This is a genomic window from Imtechella halotolerans, assembly GCF_028743515.2.
Lineage (GTDB): Bacteria > Bacteroidota > Bacteroidia > Flavobacteriales > Flavobacteriaceae > Imtechella > Imtechella halotolerans.
Map to the genome: position 1 here is coordinate 1,172,797 of NZ_CP117969.2, position 20,855 is coordinate 1,193,651.

The 20,855-nt window shown below is 35.6% G+C and carries 16 protein-coding genes; 14 read left to right on the forward strand and 2 right to left on the reverse strand.

All coding sequences use genetic code 11. The features are described from left to right. The first annotated feature begins 4 nt into the window (after positions 1 to 4). Genes PT603_RS05345 through argH form a run of 5 tightly spaced genes read left to right on the forward strand, consistent with a single transcriptional unit; the run spans position 5 to position 5,259 of the window. On the forward strand, positions 5 to 1,138 hold the full coding sequence (locus tag PT603_RS05345; protein ID WP_008241160.1) for an aspartate aminotransferase family protein: 1,134 nt from the start codon (positions 5 to 7) through the stop codon (positions 1,136 to 1,138). Positions 1,139 to 1,142: 4 nt separating this feature from the next. Then, entirely contained in the window at positions 1,143 to 2,081 is a 939-nt protein-coding gene (locus PT603_RS05350; protein ID WP_008241162.1) for an N-acetylornithine carbamoyltransferase, read from the forward strand. Positions 2,082 to 2,091: 10 nt separating this feature from the next. Beyond that, complete coding sequence (gene argB, locus PT603_RS05355) at positions 2,092 to 2,874, forward strand: acetylglutamate kinase (protein ID WP_008241165.1); 783 nt, start codon at positions 2,092 to 2,094, stop codon at positions 2,872 to 2,874. Continuing rightward, positions 2,874 to 3,953 (forward strand): M20 family metallo-hydrolase, encoded by a 1,080-nt coding sequence (locus PT603_RS05360; RefSeq protein WP_008241167.1) that lies wholly within the window; start codon positions 2,874 to 2,876, stop codon positions 3,951 to 3,953. The genes argB and PT603_RS05360 overlap by 1 nt, the downstream gene beginning before the upstream one ends. A 7-nt stretch (positions 3,954 to 3,960) precedes the next feature. Continuing rightward, entirely contained in the window at positions 3,961 to 5,259 is a 1,299-nt protein-coding gene (argH, locus tag PT603_RS05365; protein ID WP_008241169.1) for an argininosuccinate lyase, read from the forward strand. 331 nt (positions 5,260 to 5,590) lie between these two features. Here argH and PT603_RS05370 read toward each other — a convergent pair whose 3' ends face one another. Next, a complete protein-coding gene (locus tag PT603_RS05370; protein WP_155805691.1) occupies positions 5,591 to 6,199 on the reverse strand; it encodes an RNA polymerase sigma factor in 609 nt (202 codons plus the stop codon). A 118-nt stretch (positions 6,200 to 6,317) separates the two neighbouring features. Between PT603_RS05370 and PT603_RS05375 the strand changes: the two genes are divergently transcribed. From PT603_RS05375 to PT603_RS05415, 9 genes are all read left to right on the forward strand, one after another. Continuing rightward, positions 6,318 to 7,448 carry a FecR family protein gene (locus tag PT603_RS05375; RefSeq protein WP_008241171.1) on the forward strand — a complete coding sequence of 377 codons (1,131 nt, stop codon included), beginning with the start codon at positions 6,318 to 6,320 and terminating at the stop codon, positions 7,446 to 7,448. 191 nt (positions 7,449 to 7,639) lie between these two features. Continuing rightward, positions 7,640 to 11,071 (forward strand): SusC/RagA family TonB-linked outer membrane protein, encoded by a 3,432-nt coding sequence (locus PT603_RS05380; RefSeq protein ID WP_238531046.1) that lies wholly within the window; start codon positions 7,640 to 7,642, stop codon positions 11,069 to 11,071. A gap of 11 nt (positions 11,072 to 11,082) precedes the next feature. Then, positions 11,083 to 12,495 (forward strand): RagB/SusD family nutrient uptake outer membrane protein, encoded by a 1,413-nt coding sequence (locus PT603_RS05385; RefSeq protein WP_008241173.1) that lies wholly within the window; start codon positions 11,083 to 11,085, stop codon positions 12,493 to 12,495. Positions 12,496 to 12,505: 10 nt separating this feature from the next. Beyond that, entirely contained in the window at positions 12,506 to 13,651 is a 1,146-nt protein-coding gene (locus tag PT603_RS05390) for a TlpA disulfide reductase family protein (protein WP_008241175.1), read from the forward strand. Between the two features lie 81 nt (positions 13,652 to 13,732). After that, positions 13,733 to 15,691, forward strand: coding sequence for a protein-disulfide reductase DsbD family protein (locus PT603_RS05395; RefSeq protein ID WP_008241176.1), 1,959 nt, complete (start codon positions 13,733 to 13,735; stop codon positions 15,689 to 15,691). Between the two features lie 428 nt (positions 15,692 to 16,119). Continuing rightward, positions 16,120 to 16,494, forward strand: a complete 375-nt coding sequence (locus PT603_RS05400; protein ID WP_162097734.1) for a hypothetical protein — start codon at positions 16,120 to 16,122, stop codon at positions 16,492 to 16,494. A gap of 86 nt (positions 16,495 to 16,580) precedes the next feature. Further along, a complete protein-coding gene (locus PT603_RS05405) occupies positions 16,581 to 17,075 on the forward strand; it encodes a GNAT family N-acetyltransferase (RefSeq protein WP_008241178.1) in 495 nt (164 codons plus the stop codon). A gap of 152 nt (positions 17,076 to 17,227) precedes the next feature. Next, positions 17,228 to 18,109, forward strand: a complete 882-nt coding sequence (locus tag PT603_RS05410) for a DMT family transporter (protein WP_008241179.1) — start codon at positions 17,228 to 17,230, stop codon at positions 18,107 to 18,109. A gap of 166 nt (positions 18,110 to 18,275) precedes the next feature. Further along, positions 18,276 to 19,541, forward strand: coding sequence for a glycoside hydrolase family 27 protein (locus PT603_RS05415; RefSeq protein ID WP_008241180.1), 1,266 nt, complete (start codon positions 18,276 to 18,278; stop codon positions 19,539 to 19,541). 54 nt (positions 19,542 to 19,595) lie between these two features. Here PT603_RS05415 and bioA read toward each other — a convergent pair whose 3' ends face one another. Continuing rightward, the gene (bioA, locus tag PT603_RS05420; protein ID WP_008241181.1) at positions 19,596 to 20,855 is read right to left on the reverse strand and encodes an adenosylmethionine--8-amino-7-oxononanoate transaminase; all 1,260 of its coding nucleotides are present in this window, start codon (positions 20,853 to 20,855) and stop codon (positions 19,596 to 19,598) included.

The window sequence follows — 20,855 nt, forward strand, 5'->3', positions numbered from 1 at the left end:
CACAATGAAATTATTTGACGTTTATCCATTATATCCTATAACTCCTGTAAAAGGACAAGATGTTTATGTATATGATGATGCCGGGACCCAGTACCTTGACCTATATGGAGGTCATGCAGTAATTTCCGTAGGACACTCCCATCCTCATTATGTAACAAAAGTTAGTGAGCAATTAAGTCAACTGGCTTTTTATTCCAATGCAATTCAAAACCCATTACAACAAGAATTAGCCAACAAACTAGGGGCCCTATCTGGTTGTGATGACTATCAACTATTTTTATGTAATTCGGGTGCAGAAGCCAATGAAAATGCATTGAAACTTGCGTCTTTTGTAACTGGAAAAACGGATGTGATTGCCTTTACTAATGGCTTTCATGGAAGAACCTCGGCTGCCGTTGCAGCTACTGACAATCCAGGAATAAATGCACCACTTAATGCTCAGCACAAGGTGCATATTCTCCCTCTAAATGACCATAAATCAGTGGAAGAAGTGTTGTCAAATTTCCCTGTATGTGCCATTATTATCGAACCTATTCAAGGAGTAGGTGGACTGGATGAACCTACATCAGAATTCTTACAACAATTGGAAGCCTTATGTAAAAGTCATGGTGCATTACTTATTGCAGATGAAGTCCAATCTGGCTATGGACGTAGTGGTTCATTTTTTGCCTTTCAACAACATACCATAACTCCAGATATAATTAGCATAGCAAAAGGAATGGGAAATGGATTTCCAATTGGAGGTATTCTTATTCACCCTTCTATTAAAGCCAAACATGGCATGTTGGGGACTACCTTTGGAGGAAATCACCTTGCTTGCGCAGCTGGAATTGCTGTATTGGAAATAATGGAAAAAGAGGCCCTTATAGATCAGGTGAATGAAATTTCTAGCTACTTTAGAGAGCAAGCAGCAGAGCTACCACAGCTAACAGCCATCAAAGGACGTGGACTCATGCTTGGGTTAGAGTTCCCATTTGAAATAGCTGAATTACGCAAAAGACTTATCTTTGATTACCACATATTTACTGGTAGTGCCAATAATAAAAAGTTGATTCGAATTCTGCCTCCTTTAACATTACAAAAATCACATGTGGACACCTTCATTCAAGCCTTGAAGGATATTCTAAAAAATACATAGCCCTATGAAACACTATTTAGATATAGATGATATTGTATCAGTTCCGGCTCTTATTCAAGAAGCACTTACACTTAAAAATCTACCCTATGCATATGAAGCATTGGGAAAGCATCGTACCCTGGGAATGCTTTTCTTTAATTCAAGTCTTCGTACACGCCTTAGTACACAAAAGGCAGCTCAAAATTTAGGTATGAACACCATGGTGATGAACCTAAACAATGATGGATGGCAATTAGAATTTGAAGATGGAAGTATAATGAATGGTAATACAGCAGAACATATTAAGGAAGCTGCAGCTGTGATTTCTCAATATGTTGACATTATTGCCCTACGAGCATTTCCCTCCTTATCGGATAAAGAAAAAGATGAAGCAGAGCAAATTATAAAGAGCTTTCAAAAGTTTGCTACTGTTCCAATTGTAAATATGGAAAGTGCCACAGCTCACCCCTTACAAGCCTTAGCTGATGCCATTACCATTACGGAGTTTCAAACCATTCGGCGTCCTAAAGTAGTACTTTCATGGGCACCTCATCCTCGTGCCCTTCCTCATGCCGTGCCTAATTCATTTGTAAAGATGATGCAGCGAATGGATGTAGATTTCGTTATTACCCACCCTGAAGGATACGAACTGAATCCTTTAATAACACGAAATGTCCCAATTAATTACAACCAAAATGACGCCCTAAAGGATGCAGACTTTGTTTATGTAAAAAATTGGAGTAGTTATAATCAATACGGTCAAATTTGTTCAACAGATCCTCAATGGATGATGACATCAGAAAAATTAGGCATGGCAAAATTCATGCACTGTCTTCCAGTACGTCGTAATGTAATTGTGGAAGATGCAATTTTGGATGGTCCTCAATCCATTGTTATTCAACAAGCAAATAACCGTACCTGGGCAGCTCAAGCAGTTTTAAAAAATATTTTAGAAAACCTTTAATCATCATTAAATGAAACCTGCTGTTTCTATACTAAAAATTGGAGGAGGTCTGATTGAAGATCCAAAACGACTAAACACTTTGGTACAAGCTTTTGCTAATTTAAAAGGATTAAAAGTGCTAGTTCATGGAGGTGGTAAACTAGCTACCCAACTGGCTCAACAATTAGATATTCCAACTCAAATGGTTGAAGGCCGTCGTATAACTGATAATGATACGCTAAACATAATCACAATGGCTTATGCCGGATGGGCTAATAAAACAATTGTTAGTAAACTTCAAGCAGAGGCATGTAATGCTCTGGGATTATCTGGCGCCGATGGAAACAGTATAACGGCTGTAAAACGTCCGAGCTTACCAATTGATTACGGATTTGTTGGAGATATAACTTCCGTTAATATTTCTTTTATAAACATGCTGTTAGATAATGGAATAACTCCCGTGTTCTGCGCTTTAACACATGACGCTAATGGGCAATTATTAAATACAAATGCGGATACTATTGCTTCTGAAATTGCTATTGCTCTTAGTGAAACGCATGCAGTACAATTGTATTATTGTTTTGACAAACCTGGTGTCCTTCAAGATGTAAACAACCCTGAATCTGTGATTACTCACATTACTAAAAATACCTACAATCAATTATTGGAAGCAGGAATTGTTGCCGATGGCATGATTCCTAAACTACATAATTGCTTTCATGCACTAGAGCGTGGTGTGGATACCGTTTCTATTGGTGATGAACAGATGATAACTCATAAAAACAATTTATACACACTTTTAACCCTAACCTAATGGATAATCACCAACTCCATAAAAAAGCGCTTACTCTGTTACAAAATTTAATTGCAACGCCATCCTTTTCTTCTGAGGAAGAACAAACAGCTCTGCTAATTGAGCAATGGTTTTTGCAACATTCAATTCCTTTTAAACGCAGTAAAAATAATGTATGGGCTTTCAATAAACATGAAGATCCTTCTAAACCTTATATACTGCTAAATTCTCATCATGACACTGTAAAACCCAACTCAGCCTATACAAAAGATCCTTTTTTACCTCACATAGAAGATGGGAAATTATTTGGATTAGGGAGTAATGATGCTGGAGGGTGTCTTGTGGCATTATTAGCAACATTTACTTATTTTTTTGACAAAGAGGATTTAGCTTATAACCTTGTTATGGTGGCTTCTGCTGAGGAAGAGAGTTCGGGGCCAAATGGCTTAAATTCTGTTTTAGCTGAACTACCCCCTTTAGCTGTTGCCATTGTAGGAGAGCCCACTCAAATGCAATTAGCCATAGCAGAAAAAGGCCTCGTTGTTTTTGATGCTAAGATAAGTGGCACACCAAGTCATGCTGCCCATCCTAATGACGATAATTGTATTTATAAATGTATTGAAGTTTTAGATTGGTTTCGAAATTTTAGCTTCCCTAAGGTATCAGAGGTTCTTGGTGCTGTTAAACTTACCGTTACTCAAATACATGCCGGAAGTCAGCATAATGTTGTGCCTGCTGAAGTTAATTTAGTAGTTGATGTTCGTGTAAATGATTGCTATACCAATCATGAAATTGCTCAAATCTTGGAAGAACAAGCACCTTGCCAACTAAAGGCCCGTTCCCTACGTCTAAACTCATCTTCTATTCCTGAGAATCATCCATTGGTACAAGCAGGCCTGGCTATGGGCCGAACTACATACGGTTCTCCTACTCTTTCAGATCAAGCCGCTTTAAGCTGTCATTCGCTTAAAATGGGCCCTGGAGATTCCACACGCTCGCATTCAGCTGATGAATACATCTATGTAGAAGAAATTTATGAAGGAATCAACCTCTATATCGAATTATTAGAACGTGTACTTTTATGTACCTCTAAAAACTAAAAAAATTATGAAACTCTGGGAAAAAGGATTTAGTACCGATGCTAAAATAGATCAATTTACAGTAGGCTCAGATAGAGAACTAGATCTAGTTATTGCACCCTATGATGTAAAGGCATCAATTGCCCATGCTCAAATGCTTGGTAAAGTAGGCTTGATTACCTCTGAAGAGGCTATTGCTTTAGAAGAAGGGCTTAATGACATTGGCAAACAAATTGAAGAAGGCAACTTTACCATCGAAGATAATTTTGAGGATGTACACTCAAAAATTGAATACCTGCTCACTGAAAAATTAGGAGATACGGGAAAAAAGATTCATGCAGCACGATCTCGTAATGACCAAGTATTGGTCGCAATGCACCTCTATTTAAAAAATGAATTAGCTGAGATTTCAGAAGAAATTCAAGTTCTTTTTGACCTCTTATTATCGTTAGCAGATAGGTATAAGGCTAGTCTATTACCCGGATATACTCATCTTCAAATAGCGATGCCTTCATCCTTTGGGTTATGGTTTTCGGCCTATGCGGAGAGTTTAATTGATGATTTATACTTTGTAAATGCGGCACATTACATAACGGATCAAAATCCTCTAGGTAGTGCCGCTGGATATGGTAGTTCTTTTCCAATAGACCGTGCTTATACCACTGAAGCGCTAGGATTTTCCACCTTAAAATATAATGTAGTGGCCGCTCAAATGAGTCGTGGAAAAGCAGAAAAAAGCACGGCAATCGCGCTAAGTTCTGTGGCCGCAACCCTTGGTAAACTCGCCATGGATATCTGTCTATACATGAGCCAAAACTTTGATTTTATCACATTTCCCAACGAGTTGACTACGGGTAGTAGTATAATGCCTCACAAGAAGAATCCTGATGTATTTGAGCTTATAAGGGGAAAATGTAATAAAATACAAGGAGTACCTAATCAACTAGCTCTTTTAACCACTAATTTACCTAGTGGTTATCACAGGGAATTACAACTTACTAAAGAGATTATTGTTCCTGCAATTCAAGAGTTAAAAGCATGTATCGAGATGACTACATTCTCCCTTAAAAATATCATTATAAAAGAACATATTCTGGAAGACACAAAATATGACTACCTATTTAGTGTGGATACACTTAATGATTTAGTTCTAAGTGGTGTTCCCTTTAGAGATGCTTATAAACAAATGGGAGAAGCCATTGAAAATGGAAGCTTTGTTCCCAAACGAACTATTAAACATACCCATATAGGAAGTATCGGTAATCTTTGTCTCAATGACATTAAATCTAAAATGGACCTCCTACGTATGATGATGCGCAAAAAATAGGATAAAGTACCCTTATATAACTCCGTAGTTAGTGTCTTTCTATTACTAAAGATCTCAAGAACCTAGCTACGGGTTTTTTATATCTTATTCTACAGTATAGGTAGTATACTAAGTAACAAATCTTTTTAGTTGATGGTCTGAGAATTGGTTGAATAGACAGTGAAATTTAAAATACCTCATTGAAATCCTAGTGTATTTATTTTTTCCATCCATCTAACATTCATTTCTCTATACACTTAGTAATGACCACAAATCCAACGACTTTTATTACTAAAGAAGGCACAAATGATTTGGAGTTACGAAAGTAAAAAATATCACTTCAATTTTGATGTCATACGTACTCTCTTTTAATTGAGTATTTTTCAAAGTATACAAACGAATTTGACGACTCTAATAGTACAAAAAGAAATGTATCGTTTTTAAAGCCTTCCCTTATTTTAGTAAAAGCTATTCTCATTTGAGATTCTACAGTTTTAACCGAAATATCGAGCTCTTCTGCAATTTTTTTATAGGAATATCCATCTCGCTTATTCATTAAAAGAATTTCTCGACACTTTTCAGGAAGCTTATCTATTAACTCTTGTAATAATTGAATTCGCTCTTCAATAGATTCATTTACTTCTTCCACAATGGCATCCAAGGAATCCAATTGAAACTCATCAAGTGAACTTAAAACAATTTGTTGTTTTCTTACATGATCAATAAATCTTGAACGTGCAATAGCAAAAAGATACCCCTTAATATTTTTAGTTGAATCTAAAACTAGTCGCTGCTCCCATAACTGTATAAAAGTTTGTTGCAACAATTCTTCAGAAAGTACCGTATCTTTGGAAAGACTTAGTAGGTAAGCATACAATTGTCTGTAAAATTGATCAAAGAGAGCCTTAAAGGCTTGTTGATCTCCTTCCTGCAACGCTTTTATTTGAATGGATACTTTCATTAACTGTACTAAAAAAAGGTACTTTGGCAAAGTAACTGCAAAAAATGTAAAAAATTCACTTTTCACTTAAGGGTTTATCTAAAAATATACGTATTACTAGTAAACATCTCTATTTTCTGTGAAAAAGAAACTAATAGCATACCTATCTGACAAAGAATTTTCTACTAAAAAAAAGGTACAGGATCGAATTATTCATTCTTCTAAAAAAGAACAAAAATTAGTTGAATACTATAAATTAAACTATCAGATTCTTTTGGCTACTGAGGATCTTGATGATAAACGTATCTATTCGGACATTATAAAAGAAATTGAATCTAAAGAAAAACCTACACCATGGTATTTCTCAACATGGCTGAATATAGCTGCATCTTTAATCTTTCTAATAGGGTTGGGAAGTATGTATTTTAATCAATCAACACCCTCCATTCCACTGAATGTTGCACCAAAACTAGATGATATTGTTTTAATATTTGAGGATGGATCCCAAGAAATACTTTCTAATCCAACAAATGAAACCTCTCTTTTCAAAAATGGAAAAAAAATAGGAAGCCTTTCAAACGAACAGTTAGCATTACAAAAGGAAGATTCTAAGGAGTATCCCACTTCTCAAACGCTAAAAATCCCATATGGAAAGCAATTTAAATTAATTCTTTCAGATGGATCTCAGGTATATTTAAATGCAGGAACTACACTTACCTATCCAACAACATTTAATACCTCTGGAAATCGGGAACTATTTTTAGACGGTGAAGCCTATTTTGAAGTTACACACGATTCAAAAAGACCCTTTGTTGTCCATACATCGACCATGGATGTGGCCGTACTCGGTACCGAATTTAATGTTTCATCGTACCCTTTAGAGACAAATAAAGAGGTTGTTTTAGTATCAGGAAAGGTTGCGGTTTCACTTCCTGATAATCACTTAAAGAAAAGCAACATATTAAATCCAGGTGATAAAGCCTCCCATAGTAACTCACAACAAGCTTTAGAAATAACCAAAGTAGATACGAGATTATACACTGCCTGGAAGGAAAATGAACTAATATTCAAAAACACTGCATTTGGAACTATTATAAAACGCCTTGAACGTCATTATAACGTGACTATAATAAACCATAAAGAACATTTAAATAATGAATATTTCAGCGCGCGCTTTAAAAATGCATCAATTGAAGAGGTCTTAAGTTATCTGGCTGAAAGTTATCAATTAAAATATACCGTTGACGGTCATCAAATTACTATTAACTAATCTAAAACACACAAAGCCTATGTTAAAACCAAATTCTATCGCATAAAAAACCGGAAAATGCGTCCACATTTCCCGGCATCACAGCGATTAGATCCTTAGTAGAATTAACCACCATTAAACAGTTTAAAAGTATGAAAAAACTCTTTAAAAAAAGGAGTTCAGCACCTCCTTTGTTCAAATTTGACCTAAAAATGAGATTTACTCTCCTCCTTTCTTTAGCCACCTTATTAGGAACTTATGCCAATAGCAGCTATTCCCAACACACCAAAATGAGCATTCATTTGGAAAAAGCAACTGTTGGACAAGTAATTGAATACATAGAATCACAATCTGAATACCGCTTTGTTTACCATGTTGGAAGTATCGACTTAAGTAGAAATGTATCCATCAATATGCGTAACAGGACCGTTTCCTTTCTCTTAGAAAAACTATTCAAAGACTCTGAAATTGAATATCGGATTCATGACACACAAATTGTATTAAAATCAAGCAAAACAGAAAAGACCACAGATCGCTATCAGCATCGAATAAGTGGTAAGGTCACAGATAGTTTCGGAACCCCGCTAGTCGGAGTAACCATTCAATTAGTGGGTAAAAATAAAGGAACCGCAACAGATATTGATGGCTTTTATCAACTCGATGTTGATGATCCGTTTGCCCTTATCAGTGTATCCAGTTTAGGTTTTATTTCGCAAGAAACTTCTATTAATAATCGATTTACAATTGACTTCGTATTACAAGAATCTGTTTCCCAACTTGGTGAGGTAGTCCTTATTGGTTATGGAAGTCAAAAAAGGGAAGAAGTAACTGGTGCCGTAGAATCTGTTAAACAAAAAGAATTAGCACAGTTATCAACCGGAATAGCAGGATTTGACAGAGCGCTTGGAGGACTAGCCAAGGGAGTTCAGGTATCTCAAAATTCAGGACGTCCAGGAGCACCCATACGCATCAATATTCGAGGGCTTACCTCGCCATTATCCGGAAGTCTTAACCAACCCTTATTCGTAATTGATGGGGTAGCCTTTAACATAGACGCTCTAACTAACAGTGCTGATGCCGCTACGAATCCATTATTAGCCCTAAATCCTGCAGACATTGAAAGCATAGACATTCTAAAAGATGCGGCGGCTACTGCTATTTATGGTTCTAGAGGAGCCAATGGGGTTGTATTGGTAAGTACGAAAAAAGGGAAAAAGAATCAAAAGCCTACCTTACAATTCTCATATAACACCACTTTTTCTAGTCCAATAAATACCATAGAGACCTTAAATTCAACACAATTTAAATCCTTTTACGACCAACTATTACGAAATTCAGTGGAAGGTTTGAATAATGGAAGAGTGCCATTCTACTTTGATTACGATCTCATGAATATGGGACAAATAGATATAGATTGGAACACTTTTGAATACACTTATAATGGTTTATTACCGGAAGCATTTGGTGATGCTGATGTTAATTGGAACAAAGAGGTATATAAACAAATGGCCCTAAGTCAACAAGCTAATTTCAGCTACTTTGGAGGTAATGAAAACACCAATTATTCATTTAGCCTTGGGGCTATGGATCAAGAAGGAATGACTCCAAATGAAGGGTTCAAACAATACAATATACGCATATCAATGGATACAGAGTTATCCAAAAGTATTAAAGTAGGTTCATCCTTAAATTTTGGACATACGGACAGCCAATATGGAGACTCGAGCTCACTTACTTTTGTAGGTTTCAATGAAGCCTTTATAAACGCTCGACCAGATTTCCCAGTACGTGATGAAAATGGACAACTTACCTCCTTGCCAGATTATCAATATGGATTTCCAACCTTTGAGCCAAACCCTTTAGTGAAAATGCAAAATAAAGGAAGAGGTCTTAGTTACAATTTTATCGGAAATTCATACATAGAAATAACACCCATTGAACGTTTAAAATTACGTAGTTCATTTAGTACCGCCATTTTTAATTCAAGTAATTCATTGTTTATTCCAGGAAAGACAATGACCGATTTTGGAGTGCCGAATGATTCCTATTTGGATGAATCGGATGGTAGAAGTACTAATCTAACCAGTAGTCTAACTGCAGATTATACATTTAATTGGGCTGACCATAAATTTTCCTTATTAGCCGGTACCTCATGGGAACGCAGTAGAATGGCAAATAAATATCATTTCTATGTTGGTTTTCCTGATGATGAAATACTTGTCAATTCAGGCTCTAGTGAACGTATAAGTTCTTATGGAAATAATCGCTCGGAAAGTGGCATTAACTCCTTATTTTCCAGATTGGGTTATAATTACCAAAACAAGTACATGGCCACTTTAAGTTTTAGAAGTGATAAAAGTTCAAAATTTGGACCAGGTAATAGAAGAGGGTATTTCCCATCTTTATCTGTAAGCTGGAATGCAGCTGAAGAATCCTTCCTAAAAGAATCGAAGTCCATCAATTCTCTGAAGTTACGAGCAAGTATTGGAAAAGTAGGATCCGTGAATATTACCAACTTTGCTTTTTTACAATTCTTTAATTCGACCTCATCAGATATTTATGCAGGGAACAAAGGTGTAATTGCATCTAATACGCTTCCAAATAAACACATCCAATGGGAAGATACGCAAGAAATAAATTTTGGAATCGATTTCGCAATGCTGAACAGTCGCTTATTTGGGAATGTGGATGTATATCGTAGAATAACAACTGGTGCACTGGCTCCTACACCAATTCCTCTTGAACTTGGGCCTTCTAACTACATCTCAAACCTTATGGATATCTCTAATAAAGGGATTGAAGTTTCATTAGGAGGAACAGTAGTAAAATCTTCTAACTTCAAATGGGATATTAATGCCAATTGGGCTTTAAACAGAAACATTTTGGAGAAACTAAATGGTGCAAATATTAACCAATACAACCTTGATTATTATATTGAAGGAAAACCTGTCGGTACAATTAAAGGGTATCAGGTTGAGAAAATTATTCAAACTCAAGAAGAAGCAGATGCTCTAAATGCTGCATCTCCTACAGGTGTTTATAGTGCAGCTTCATTAGGTCCTGGAGACTATTTATTTAATGACCTTAATGGAGATGGCAGAATTACCATTGATGACAGAACGATAATTGGATCTATTGAACCCGATTACTTTGGAGGTTTTTCTCAAACATTAACCTACAAAAACATCGAACTGAGTACCTATTTCCAATATAGCATTGGTGCTGAAAGCGTATGGAATGCTCCTCTAATGGGAAGTTACAATTCTTTAGGATTAAATAAAACCACTCACTATGGTTTAAACACTTGGACACCTGAAAACCCTGATGCTCACTATGCTATAGCATTGTACTCAGATCCATCTCAAAATGGAAGACTTTCTGATAGATACGTTTTTGAAAGTTCATATCTAAGGTTAAAAAACATTCAACTACGTTACCAGCTTTCTAAAGATTTATTGAAAAAGTATGGCCTTCAGGCAGTCTCTTTTTCTTTAAATGCGAGTAACCTAATAACTTGGACTCGTTGGCCAGGATTAGATCCCGAAATCTATTCTGAAAGAGGTACCATAACGGATCGCGCTCGCAACGAAGATCCTTATCCACTTGCAAAGACAATTTCTCTTGGGTTACAAGTTCAATTTTAAACATTACGGATATGATACAATTCAAAAGATATAAAACCTTCCTAGTTCTTGCAGTATGTGTTGTACTAGCTGCATGTAACATTGATGACATAAAACCCTACTATCAATTAACAGATGATAATACGGTTCGAGATGAATCTTCCGCTGAAAACGTACTTAACGGAATTTACAAACAATGGCGTAGTTTCGATACAGGTTTCTTCAACCTACATCTTGCAGCTATTGGAATTGAAGGAGTAATAACCGGAGGTATTAGCGGACAAACAGGAATGAACGTGAATGAAGTTCCTGTAGACAACCCTTATTTGGCTTCCATTTATAACATTCATTACAAAGTAATTAATCAATCAAATTTTCTGATTGAAGCGTTAGAAAATAATAAGGCAGAAGGTATTTCTGATACAAGAAAAAATGAACTTCTATCTGAGGCAAAATTCAATAGAGCCTTGGCACATTTCAGATTATTAACATTTTTCGGTCAATTTTATGATCTTTCTTCTCCTCTGGGTATCGTTATTCAAGATGCCTTTTCTAGAGACGTAGTTGCTAAAGAACGTAATACGGTTGCAGAGGTATATGATTTTATAATTAATGATTTAAATTTCGCAACAAATCATGGACCTCAATATGTAGCACATTATTATGGTGGTCGGGTTACTTCAGAGGCATTACTTTCAAAGGCTTTGTTATATGCAAAACGTTTTGAAGAATCGGCAAACCATGCCTTAAATGTCATCCAAAACAATGAAGGTTATTCACTGACACCAAACTATGAATCCATTTTTCAAGATACCTATCAATCTGAAGAAGTGTTGTTTGCACTCTACCATAACTCACCGCCAGAAGGAGGAACTGCCATGGACCAGGTAAGTAGAACTACATTTAGTCCAATGCTACAACAAATAGCGGATGAATCCGTAGATGGTGATGGTGACCTAAGCGGAAATGGTACAGGGTATGACCCAAGATTTAGCTTTGCATATGCCCAAGCCACCAAAGGAAGTAATCAAAATGGAAAATTCCCTTTTTCACCTTATAGTGCAAACTCCCCCAGAAACACACAGTTTTTTATGAGAATGGCTGAAGTTTATTTGATTTATGCTGAAGCTGAAACAAGAAAACAAAATGGAGATATTCCATTAGCGCTGGAAAGCTTAAATGAAGTTCGCAGAAGAGTTTCACTTAACGATTTGGAAATTACTGACAAGGAAACATTATTAAATGGAATACGCAAAGAAAAACTATTAGAACTTTTCTTTGAAAACGGAGAAGGCTGGTTTGATTTAATTCGATATCATTCATTAGGAAATATATCCGCATTTTCAGAAAAATCCAGTCTGAAAAATGTAAACCAGTTTATATTTCCAATACCTCTACAAGTACTAACAGCTAATAACAAAATGACTCCTAATCCAGGATACTAAACAAATTGTCATGAAAAATTTATATATATATTTTACCCTCATATTATTAATTACTGGTTGCACAACCCCGCAAACAACCTATAGTTTAAAGGGGACCATAGAAGATACTCCTACTGCAAATAAAGCCTATCTAATAAATTCACAAGGAGATACACTTCAGAAGGTAGAAATTCTAAATAATCAATTTAAAATGGAAGGTGGGGTTACAACACCTGAAAAGGTTTATTTAGCAATTGGTGAACATTTTAGGACTCCATTTATTCTTGAAAATATAGATGCTGAATTACTAGTAGCCAAGAATGGTCATCTTAAAGCCCCTAATGGTTCCATGCATAGTCTTGTATATGGGTATCAGCAGGATAGTCTATATCTTAAAGTAGAAAAGGATTATAAAGATACTAGCAAAAAAGAGTTTACAGGGCTTGATTTCATGGACGAGGAAGCTACAAAATTGGCACGCTCGAAGGTAGAAGTCAAATTCAGAAATTTACGGAATGTAATAAATGAGTATCAAAAAGACATCATTGAAAATAGTGAAAACACCTTGGCCAAGGTTATTGTACTAAGTGAAAATTATGATTGGAAACGTTTCAATGTTGAACAACGGTTGAAAATGCTTAATCAATACCGAGAAGAAATTGGAGACTATCCCATGCTTATCCAACTAATAAATGGTCTTGAGGAAAACATTGCAATAGAGGAAAAAAGAAAAACTGTGATGCCTGGTAAACCTTTTAAAGAGGTAACGGCATTTAATAAGGAAGGAGATACCATTCTACTTTCTGATATCGTAAAGAAGAATACCTATACAATGCTCGAATTTTGGGCTTCATGGTGTGGACCATGTCGAGGAGAAATCCCACACCTTAAAAAAGCCTATGAAACCTATAAGGATAAAGGCTTTGAAATATATGCTCTTTCAATTGACGATTCAAGAGAACGTTGGATTAAAGCAATGGACGAAGATACACCACCATGGATAAACGTAGTTGATCACGCAGCTTTCAAAAGCGACCCTGTTGATAATTACGCTATTGATGGAATCCCTGCAAGTTTCCTTATTGATAATCAAGGAAAAATAATTGCTACTGCAGAATCCCTTAGAGGTTTTGAATTAGATCGTCTACTTCTTAAACTCATGTCTGAAAATAACTAACTCCTCCAACCAATGGATAGCTATGGCTACTAAATTCTAGTAGCCCTGCTATCCTATGGACTACATCAAACCAAAAACGCTATGCTGCGCAATCTGCTCTTAATAATTGTATTTAGTATAAGCTTGCTATCCCAAGCCCAGATATACGATCCAGTTTCATGGAAAACTTCTATAGAAAAAAAGGATCATGAAACATATTTACTTTCCATTACGGCAACCTTAGAACCCGAATGGAAAATTTATGGACTTCAAGTACCAAAAGGAGGACCTCTTGCTACTGAAATACAATTTGAACTGCCAAACGGGATAACATTAGAAGGAAATACAACCCAGCCTGAAATAGATTCACATTGGGATCCTATTTTTCAAATGAATATTACCTCCTTCAAAAACAAGGTAAGTTTCTCTCAAATAATCCGTACTTCCTTATCATCCTTTGACATTCCCGCTACCATTTCTTTTATGGTATGTAATGATCAAAATTGCCTGCCTCCTACCCAAGAAAATCTCCATTTTTCCTTTCCAAACAATTTAAAAAATTCAAACACTTCGAAAACCTTTACTATTTCCTCAAGTAATGATGAAACTAAAAACGTCACCAATACTTCCATTCCAAAAAAGGATAGAGGTGTTTGGAGTTTATTTTTTATTTCATTCCTTTCTGGATTTGCTGCACTACTTACCCCTTGTGTTTTCCCTATGATACCGTTAACGGTTAGTTTCTTCACTAAACAAAGTAAAACCAAGGCTAAAGGAATACAAAATGCCGTGGCCTATGGCGTATCCATCATTTTATTATATGTACTTCTTGGGACCATAGTTACTAGTATTTTTGGAGCGGATGCACTTAACGCATTATCTACCAATGTATGGTTCAATCTTATTTTCTTCAGCATCCTCATCCTATTTGCCATTTCATTTTTAGGGGCCTTTGAAATTAGATTACCACAACGTTGGTCAAATGCAGCTGATCGACAATCACAAAAAAAAGGAATTATTGGAATTTTAGGAATGGCTTTGGCCTTAGCTATAGTCTCATTCTCTTGTACAGGCCCTATCGTAGGCACTTTATTGGTCGAAGCAGCTAGCAAAGGAGGCACCGCACCTATAATTGGCATGCTGGGATTTTCTTTGGCCATTGCGCTACCCTTCTCATTATTTGCAATATTCCCCGGATGGTTACAATCCTTACCTAAATCAGGCGGATGGATGCAATCTGTAAAAATCACCCTAGGATTTTTAGAATTAGCTCTAGCCCTTAAATTTTTATCCAATGCAGATATGGTACTGCAACTACATTTATTGGAAAGAGAGCTATTCCTTGCTTTATGGATTGGGATATTTTTAGCCTTAACCTTATATCTTTTTGGAATTCTAAAATTCTCAAATGAGGCTCCTTCCTTAGGTATCGGGACTGGGAGAGCCTTATTGGCAACTTTGGTACTTAGTTTCACCATGTATTTAATTCCAGGATTATGGGGGGCTCCCATCAAATTAATCAGTGGATTCCCTCCACCAGCGAATTATAGTGAATCTCCCCAAGGTATTGGCCCATTATCTATGAATCATAACACATCTTCTTGGCTTCCAGAAGGTGCAGTTTATGGAACTCATCAATTAGTAACATTTAAAAACTATGATGAAGGGCTAGCTTATGCAAAAAAAATAAAGAAACCAATTCTATTGGATTTTACTGGATATGCTTGTGTGAACTGTCGTAAGATGGAGGAAAAAGTTTGGGCCGACCCTAAAGTACTCAAACTCCTAAATGAAAGTGTAGTTCTTATATCATTGTATGTTGATGATAAGCGAGAATTACCTATTGATGAGCAATATGTGTCGAGAGCTACTGGAAAACAAATTAAGACTATTGGACAAAAATGGAGTGACTTTCAAATTAGCAATTATAAGGCGAATGCTCAACCCTTATATGTACTTCTCGACCTAAATGAAAAAATCATTCATCAACCAATTGCCTATACACCTGAAATTTCAACGTATTACAATTGGCTACTTAAAGGAATACAAGATTTTAAATAAATCCTTCAGTTTATTTTCATTTCATAACTGAGTTAGTTAACCATTGGATATTTTAATTATCCAATGGTTTTTTTATTATATTGTTTTTAAACCACTTACCCTACATGTATTAAAACAATCCGCCACCTTACATGAAAAATTCACAAACAAACTGTTAAAAAAAACATTCTTTACCTATTTTTGTACCACCCAACCTAACAACTATAACCTAAATGAATTGCCTAGATTCGATTATGCCAATGGATTATTTTATCTGACCTAATAGCAAGATAAAATAGTTAATTTATTCTATTTATATTTTCCTCCCTTTCTACGTAATCATGAGGAAATCCGTATTAAACAGAAAATTAATATCCTTTAATTTGCAGTAAAAACTTAAAAAAGCCAACCAATGGCTAGTTCCCATGAATATGGTTACTGAGTACACTATGAAATCATCCGATACAAATAAATCACCTTTTCGAAGACAACATATTTATGTACACTCTGAGTTTTGGACCCTATATGAAGCTCTTTGGAAAGAGGCAGAAAAAATAGGATACAGTCATCAAATGAAAGATGAATTTATAAAAAAAGTGAAAGACAATATTGATTTTTATGTGATGTCTTTTCACATAGGTATTGGAGCCAACCAATTTAATTTTATTCCTCAAACAGAGGTAGTAGAAGAAGAAATTCTAAACTTAGAACATGACTTTGTCAAGGTGTATAACGAAATTGAACAAGGTAGATATGCTATTTCTAAACACGAAATTGCTAAATGGCAAAAAATTCCTCTAAATAAATTAATCATCCTCGAATAATACGTCAATTGAGATTTTCATAGTTTAATTTTCTTAAGTTGAATATACAATTAACTTTTACCTTTACATAGCTTAAGACTATTTGTATGATAACCATAATTAATGCCCAACTTACTGACATACCGGTAATACAAGAGATTGCAAAACGCACATGGCCAATTACTTTTCAAAACATTCTTTCGGAATCACAAATTGACTATATGCTTGAAATGATGTATTCGCCACAAGCCTTAACGGAACAAATGCAAGAAAAAAATCATGTATTCCTTCTTGCCAAAGAAATGGAAAATTCCGTTGGCTATATTTCTTATCAACTTGAATATACACCCGGAAACACTAAAATTCATAAAATTTATGTATTACCGAATACCCAGGGTAAAGGTATTGGTAAACTACTTATTGATGAAGTTCTAAAAATAGCGAAGCAAAAAAAACAGTCATCCCTTACCTTAAATGTAAATCGTGATAACAGGGCTATTCAATTTTATAAACATTTGGATTTCAAAATCGTTGGTGAAGAAAATATCCCTATTGGAAATGGCTTTTTAATGGAAGATTACATCATGGAAAAGGCATTGTAATACCATGTAAGATTTAGCAATATTTTGTGAGCTTGTCCCATTGTATCATCACAACATTTGTTGTTACTTTGTGCCCCAATATAAGCTATGTGGCTCATTATTCTTTTTAACTGCATAGTAGAAGATTCCCATGTACTTTAGTAACTATAAACATGAAAAAGAAAGGCTATTTGCTCGCAGCTGTTTCAGCATTTTCATACGGTTTGATTCCGTTGTTTATTTTGCCAGTTAAGGCAGCAAAATTTTCGTTGGATACAACACTATTTTATCGCTTTTTTATTTCCTCATTATTTATCCTTGCCTATCTCCTTTATAAAAAGGAAGGATTAGGTATGAGAATGAAAGAATGGTTCATCATGATTATTCTTGGTCTCTTATATGCACTTTCATCCGAATTTTTGTTTTTAGGATATGATTATCTTACACCAGGTATTGCCTCCACGCTATTATTTGTTTACCCAGTTATTGTTGCCTTAATAATGCTTGTGTTTTTCAAAGAGCGCATGAACCTTTTAACAGTTGTATCACTAGCAATAACAATGCTGGGCGTTGTAGCTTTAAGTATTCAAGGAACTACTTTTAATATAAATTTTACTGGACTATTTATAACACTAATGAGTGCTGTATGTTATGCACTATACATGGTAATAATTAACACCTCAAGAATGCCTTTATCAGGAGTGAAAATCACTTTTTACTCACTATTTTTTTCATCCATGTACTACCTTGGAAAAACAATTTTCATCGGTGAAACCTTGGCTATACCAGATATAAAACTCTTATTTGACTTTACATTATTTGCCTTTATTACAACTGTTTTGTCAATTTCATCACTTATCTACGCTATAAAGCTTATTGGATCAACTCCTACCTCAATAATGGGAGCACTAGAACCTGTAATTGCTGTTGGTATTAGTGTGATGTTATTTCACGAAGAGCTTACCTTAAGTCTGCTCACAGGGGTTATTCTCATTATCGTTGGTGTGATCATTAACATACTAGCAGAAAACAAAAAAGCCAAGGCAGCAGGTTAGTCATTTTTACAGTAATTAATAGGTAATCAAAGTACTCCTTAAAAATTTAAATTTTTAAGATGGATTCTACTATATAGTTCCTGTAATTCTATAAAGACTTCACATGGCATTTTAAGTTCGTTTTAGTATCTTCGTTATGTTATACATAATAACTTACTGAAACACCATGCTACCAAATTTTACACGTATTTTTTTACTTAGTTTATTTTTAACTGCCTGTGCAACTACTTCTAATCCTGTCGTAAATTCTGAAAATAAAGAAGCTCCCGCTATTACATTTAATCCTCCTATTATGGGGTGGGCAAGCTGGAATCATTATAGAATTAATATCACTGAAGATATAATAAAGGCACAAACCAATGCCATAACAGAAAAGGGGCTAGCAAAGGCAGGTTACACCTATGTCAATATAGATGATGGATTCTTTGGAGGCAGAGATCAAAATGGACAATTACTGCACCACAAGGAACGTTTTCCAAATGGCATGAAATCGTTGGCTAGCTATATTAAATCTAAGGGACTAAAACCAGGTATTTACACAGATGCAGGAATTAATACCTGTGCATCATACTGGGATAAAGACACCATTGGTGTTGGTATGGGATTATACGGCCATGAATATGACGATTTGAAACTTTTCTTAAATGATTGGGGATATGAATTCATCAAAGTTGATTGGTGTGGAGGTGAATGGTTAGGACTGGATGAAGAAACTAGTTATACCCGCATTGGAAACTTGATAAAGCAATTAAAGCCAACAGCTATATACAATGTTTGTCGCTGGAAGTTTCCAGGTAAATGGGTTACTCAAATAGCAGATTCTTGGCGAATTTCAGGGGATATTAGTAACGATTTTAATTCTATACTTCATATCATAGATCTTAATGCAGATTTATGGAAATACTGTTCCCCAGGTAGGTATAATGATATGGATATGCTTCAAGTAGGTCGCGGAATGACTTATGAAGAGGACAAAACTCATTTTTCAATGTGGAGTATGATGCATTCTCCTCTTCTGTTAGGTAACGACCTTACCCAATTGGATGAAGTCACCTTAGGTATTATAACTAATGAAGAAATTATAGCCCTAAATCAAAGTCCATTCGTGTATCAAGCTCGCAGAATGGTAGATTTTGGAGATACCGAAATTTGGGCAAAACCACTTGTATCCACCATGAGTGGAGAAATTGCTGTTGCTTTTTTAAACAGAAGCGCCTCCACTCAATCCATTACATTCAACCTTGATTCAATTGGAATAGATGCAACCGAAGGATTTACGCTAAGGGACTTATGGACTAAAGAAGATTTCCCTAAATCCACAAACACACATCTTACTAGAGAGGTGCCTGCACATGGCATCGTAGTCCTCCAGCTAAAGGGTACCTCCCTACCGTATAATCCATTTCAATATGATAAAAAAACGAATGACTAAGGAGTAGGATTTTGTGTAGCGAATCAACCTAATCAATCTTTAGTATTCACCATTCTAGTTAGACTCTACTAATTCAAGAATTGAATCATATATTACCTCGAGGTCACTTTCACTTATGCAATAAGGAGGAACCAAATAAATAATATTTCCAAGTGGTCTCATTATAATATTTCTTTTCAAGAAAAAGTCATAAAGGAAAGGTTGTTTTGAATTGAAATAAGAGCTTTTTTCATCAAATTTCAGTTCTATGGCTAGTATAGTTCCGCAATGTCTTACCAGGGCCTTTTCTTTCGGGATCTTTTTTGAAAAGACTTGATGCATTTCACTAATGAGGTTTATTTTTTTCATGGTCTCTGGTTCAAGTAATAAGTCTAAACTTGCCAGAGCTGCACTACATGCCAATGGATTGGCTGTAAACGAATGTCCGTGAAAAAAAGCTTTTGTTTTCTCATCTGCATAAAATGCTTCATAAATAGCACTGGTGGCAGTTGTTATTCCCATAGGCATTGTTCCTCCAGTTAACCCCTTGGAAAAACACATCACATCCGGATTACAGGTCAATTGATCAGCAGCAAATAAAGTTCCAGTTCGTCCAAAACCTACAAATATTTCATCTTGAATGAGTAAAATACCTTTTGACTGACAATAGTTTAACAGTTCACTTAAATGAGCAGCCTCATGCATTAACATCCCGGCCGCGCCCTGTACCAAAGGTTCATAGATAAAACACACAACATCCTCAACATAGGCATCAATTGTTTCAAATAAGGTTGGTAGGTTTTCCTGAGTTGGTGTATCTATAAAAACAACTTCAAATAACCTATCATGAAAAGGAGAAGTCCAAAAATTTCGCTCACTAACAGACATTGCACCAAAAGTATCTCCATGATAGGCATTTTTAAATGCTATGATTTTATTTCTAGGCTGTTGCAGATTAACATGGTATTGAATACACATTTTTAGGGCTACCTCAACTGCAGTCGAGCCATTATCAGAATAAAATACTTTTTGCTGATTTCTAGGCAGTAAAGCCAGTAACCTTTCAGAAAGTTCAATTGCTTTAGGGTGTGTAAATCCTGCAAAAATAACCTGTTCTAACGTATTGAGTTGGTCTGTGACCTTACTAGCAATATATGGATGTGAATGACCGTGTAAGGTAACCCACCAGGATGATACAGCATCGATATAAGCAGTGCCGTCTTCACTATACAGATAACTCCCATTCCCTGAAACAATAGGAATTATATCTACCGATTTCATTTGGGTATAGGGATGCCAATTAACTTGTTTGTTTCGTTCTTTTAGTGTTTTCAT

Bases quoted from the DNA above. Each gene is read 5' to 3' on its own strand.
- PT603_RS05345 (WP_008241160.1), top strand. From the start codon at position 5: ATGAAATTATTTGACGTTTATCCATTATATCCTATAACTCCTGTAAAA.
- PT603_RS05350 (WP_008241162.1), top strand. From the start codon at position 1,143: ATGAAACACTATTTAGATATAGATGATATTGTATCAGTTCCGGCTCTT.
- argB (WP_008241165.1), top strand. From the start codon at position 2,092: ATGAAACCTGCTGTTTCTATACTAAAAATTGGAGGAGGTCTGATTGAA.
- PT603_RS05360 (WP_008241167.1), top strand. From the start codon at position 2,874: ATGGATAATCACCAACTCCATAAAAAAGCGCTTACTCTGTTACAAAAT.
- argH (WP_008241169.1), top strand. From the start codon at position 3,961: ATGAAACTCTGGGAAAAAGGATTTAGTACCGATGCTAAAATAGATCAA.
- PT603_RS05370 (WP_155805691.1), bottom strand. From the start codon at position 6,199: ATGAAAGTATCCATTCAAATAAAAGCGTTGCAGGAAGGAGATCAACAA.
- PT603_RS05380 (WP_238531046.1), top strand. From the start codon at position 7,640: ATGAGATTTACTCTCCTCCTTTCTTTAGCCACCTTATTAGGAACTTAT.
- PT603_RS05385 (WP_008241173.1), top strand. From the start codon at position 11,083: ATGATACAATTCAAAAGATATAAAACCTTCCTAGTTCTTGCAGTATGT.
- PT603_RS05390 (WP_008241175.1), top strand. From the start codon at position 12,506: ATGAAAAATTTATATATATATTTTACCCTCATATTATTAATTACTGGT.
- PT603_RS05395 (WP_008241176.1), top strand. From the start codon at position 13,733: ATGCTGCGCAATCTGCTCTTAATAATTGTATTTAGTATAAGCTTGCTA.
- PT603_RS05400 (WP_162097734.1), top strand. From the start codon at position 16,120: ATGAAATCATCCGATACAAATAAATCACCTTTTCGAAGACAACATATT.
- PT603_RS05405 (WP_008241178.1), top strand. From the start codon at position 16,581: ATGATAACCATAATTAATGCCCAACTTACTGACATACCGGTAATACAA.
- PT603_RS05410 (WP_008241179.1), top strand. From the start codon at position 17,228: ATGAAAAAGAAAGGCTATTTGCTCGCAGCTGTTTCAGCATTTTCATAC.
- PT603_RS05415 (WP_008241180.1), top strand. From the start codon at position 18,276: ATGCTACCAAATTTTACACGTATTTTTTTACTTAGTTTATTTTTAACT.
- bioA (WP_008241181.1), bottom strand. From the start codon at position 20,855: ATGAAAACACTAAAAGAACGAAACAAACAAGTTAATTGGCATCCCTAT.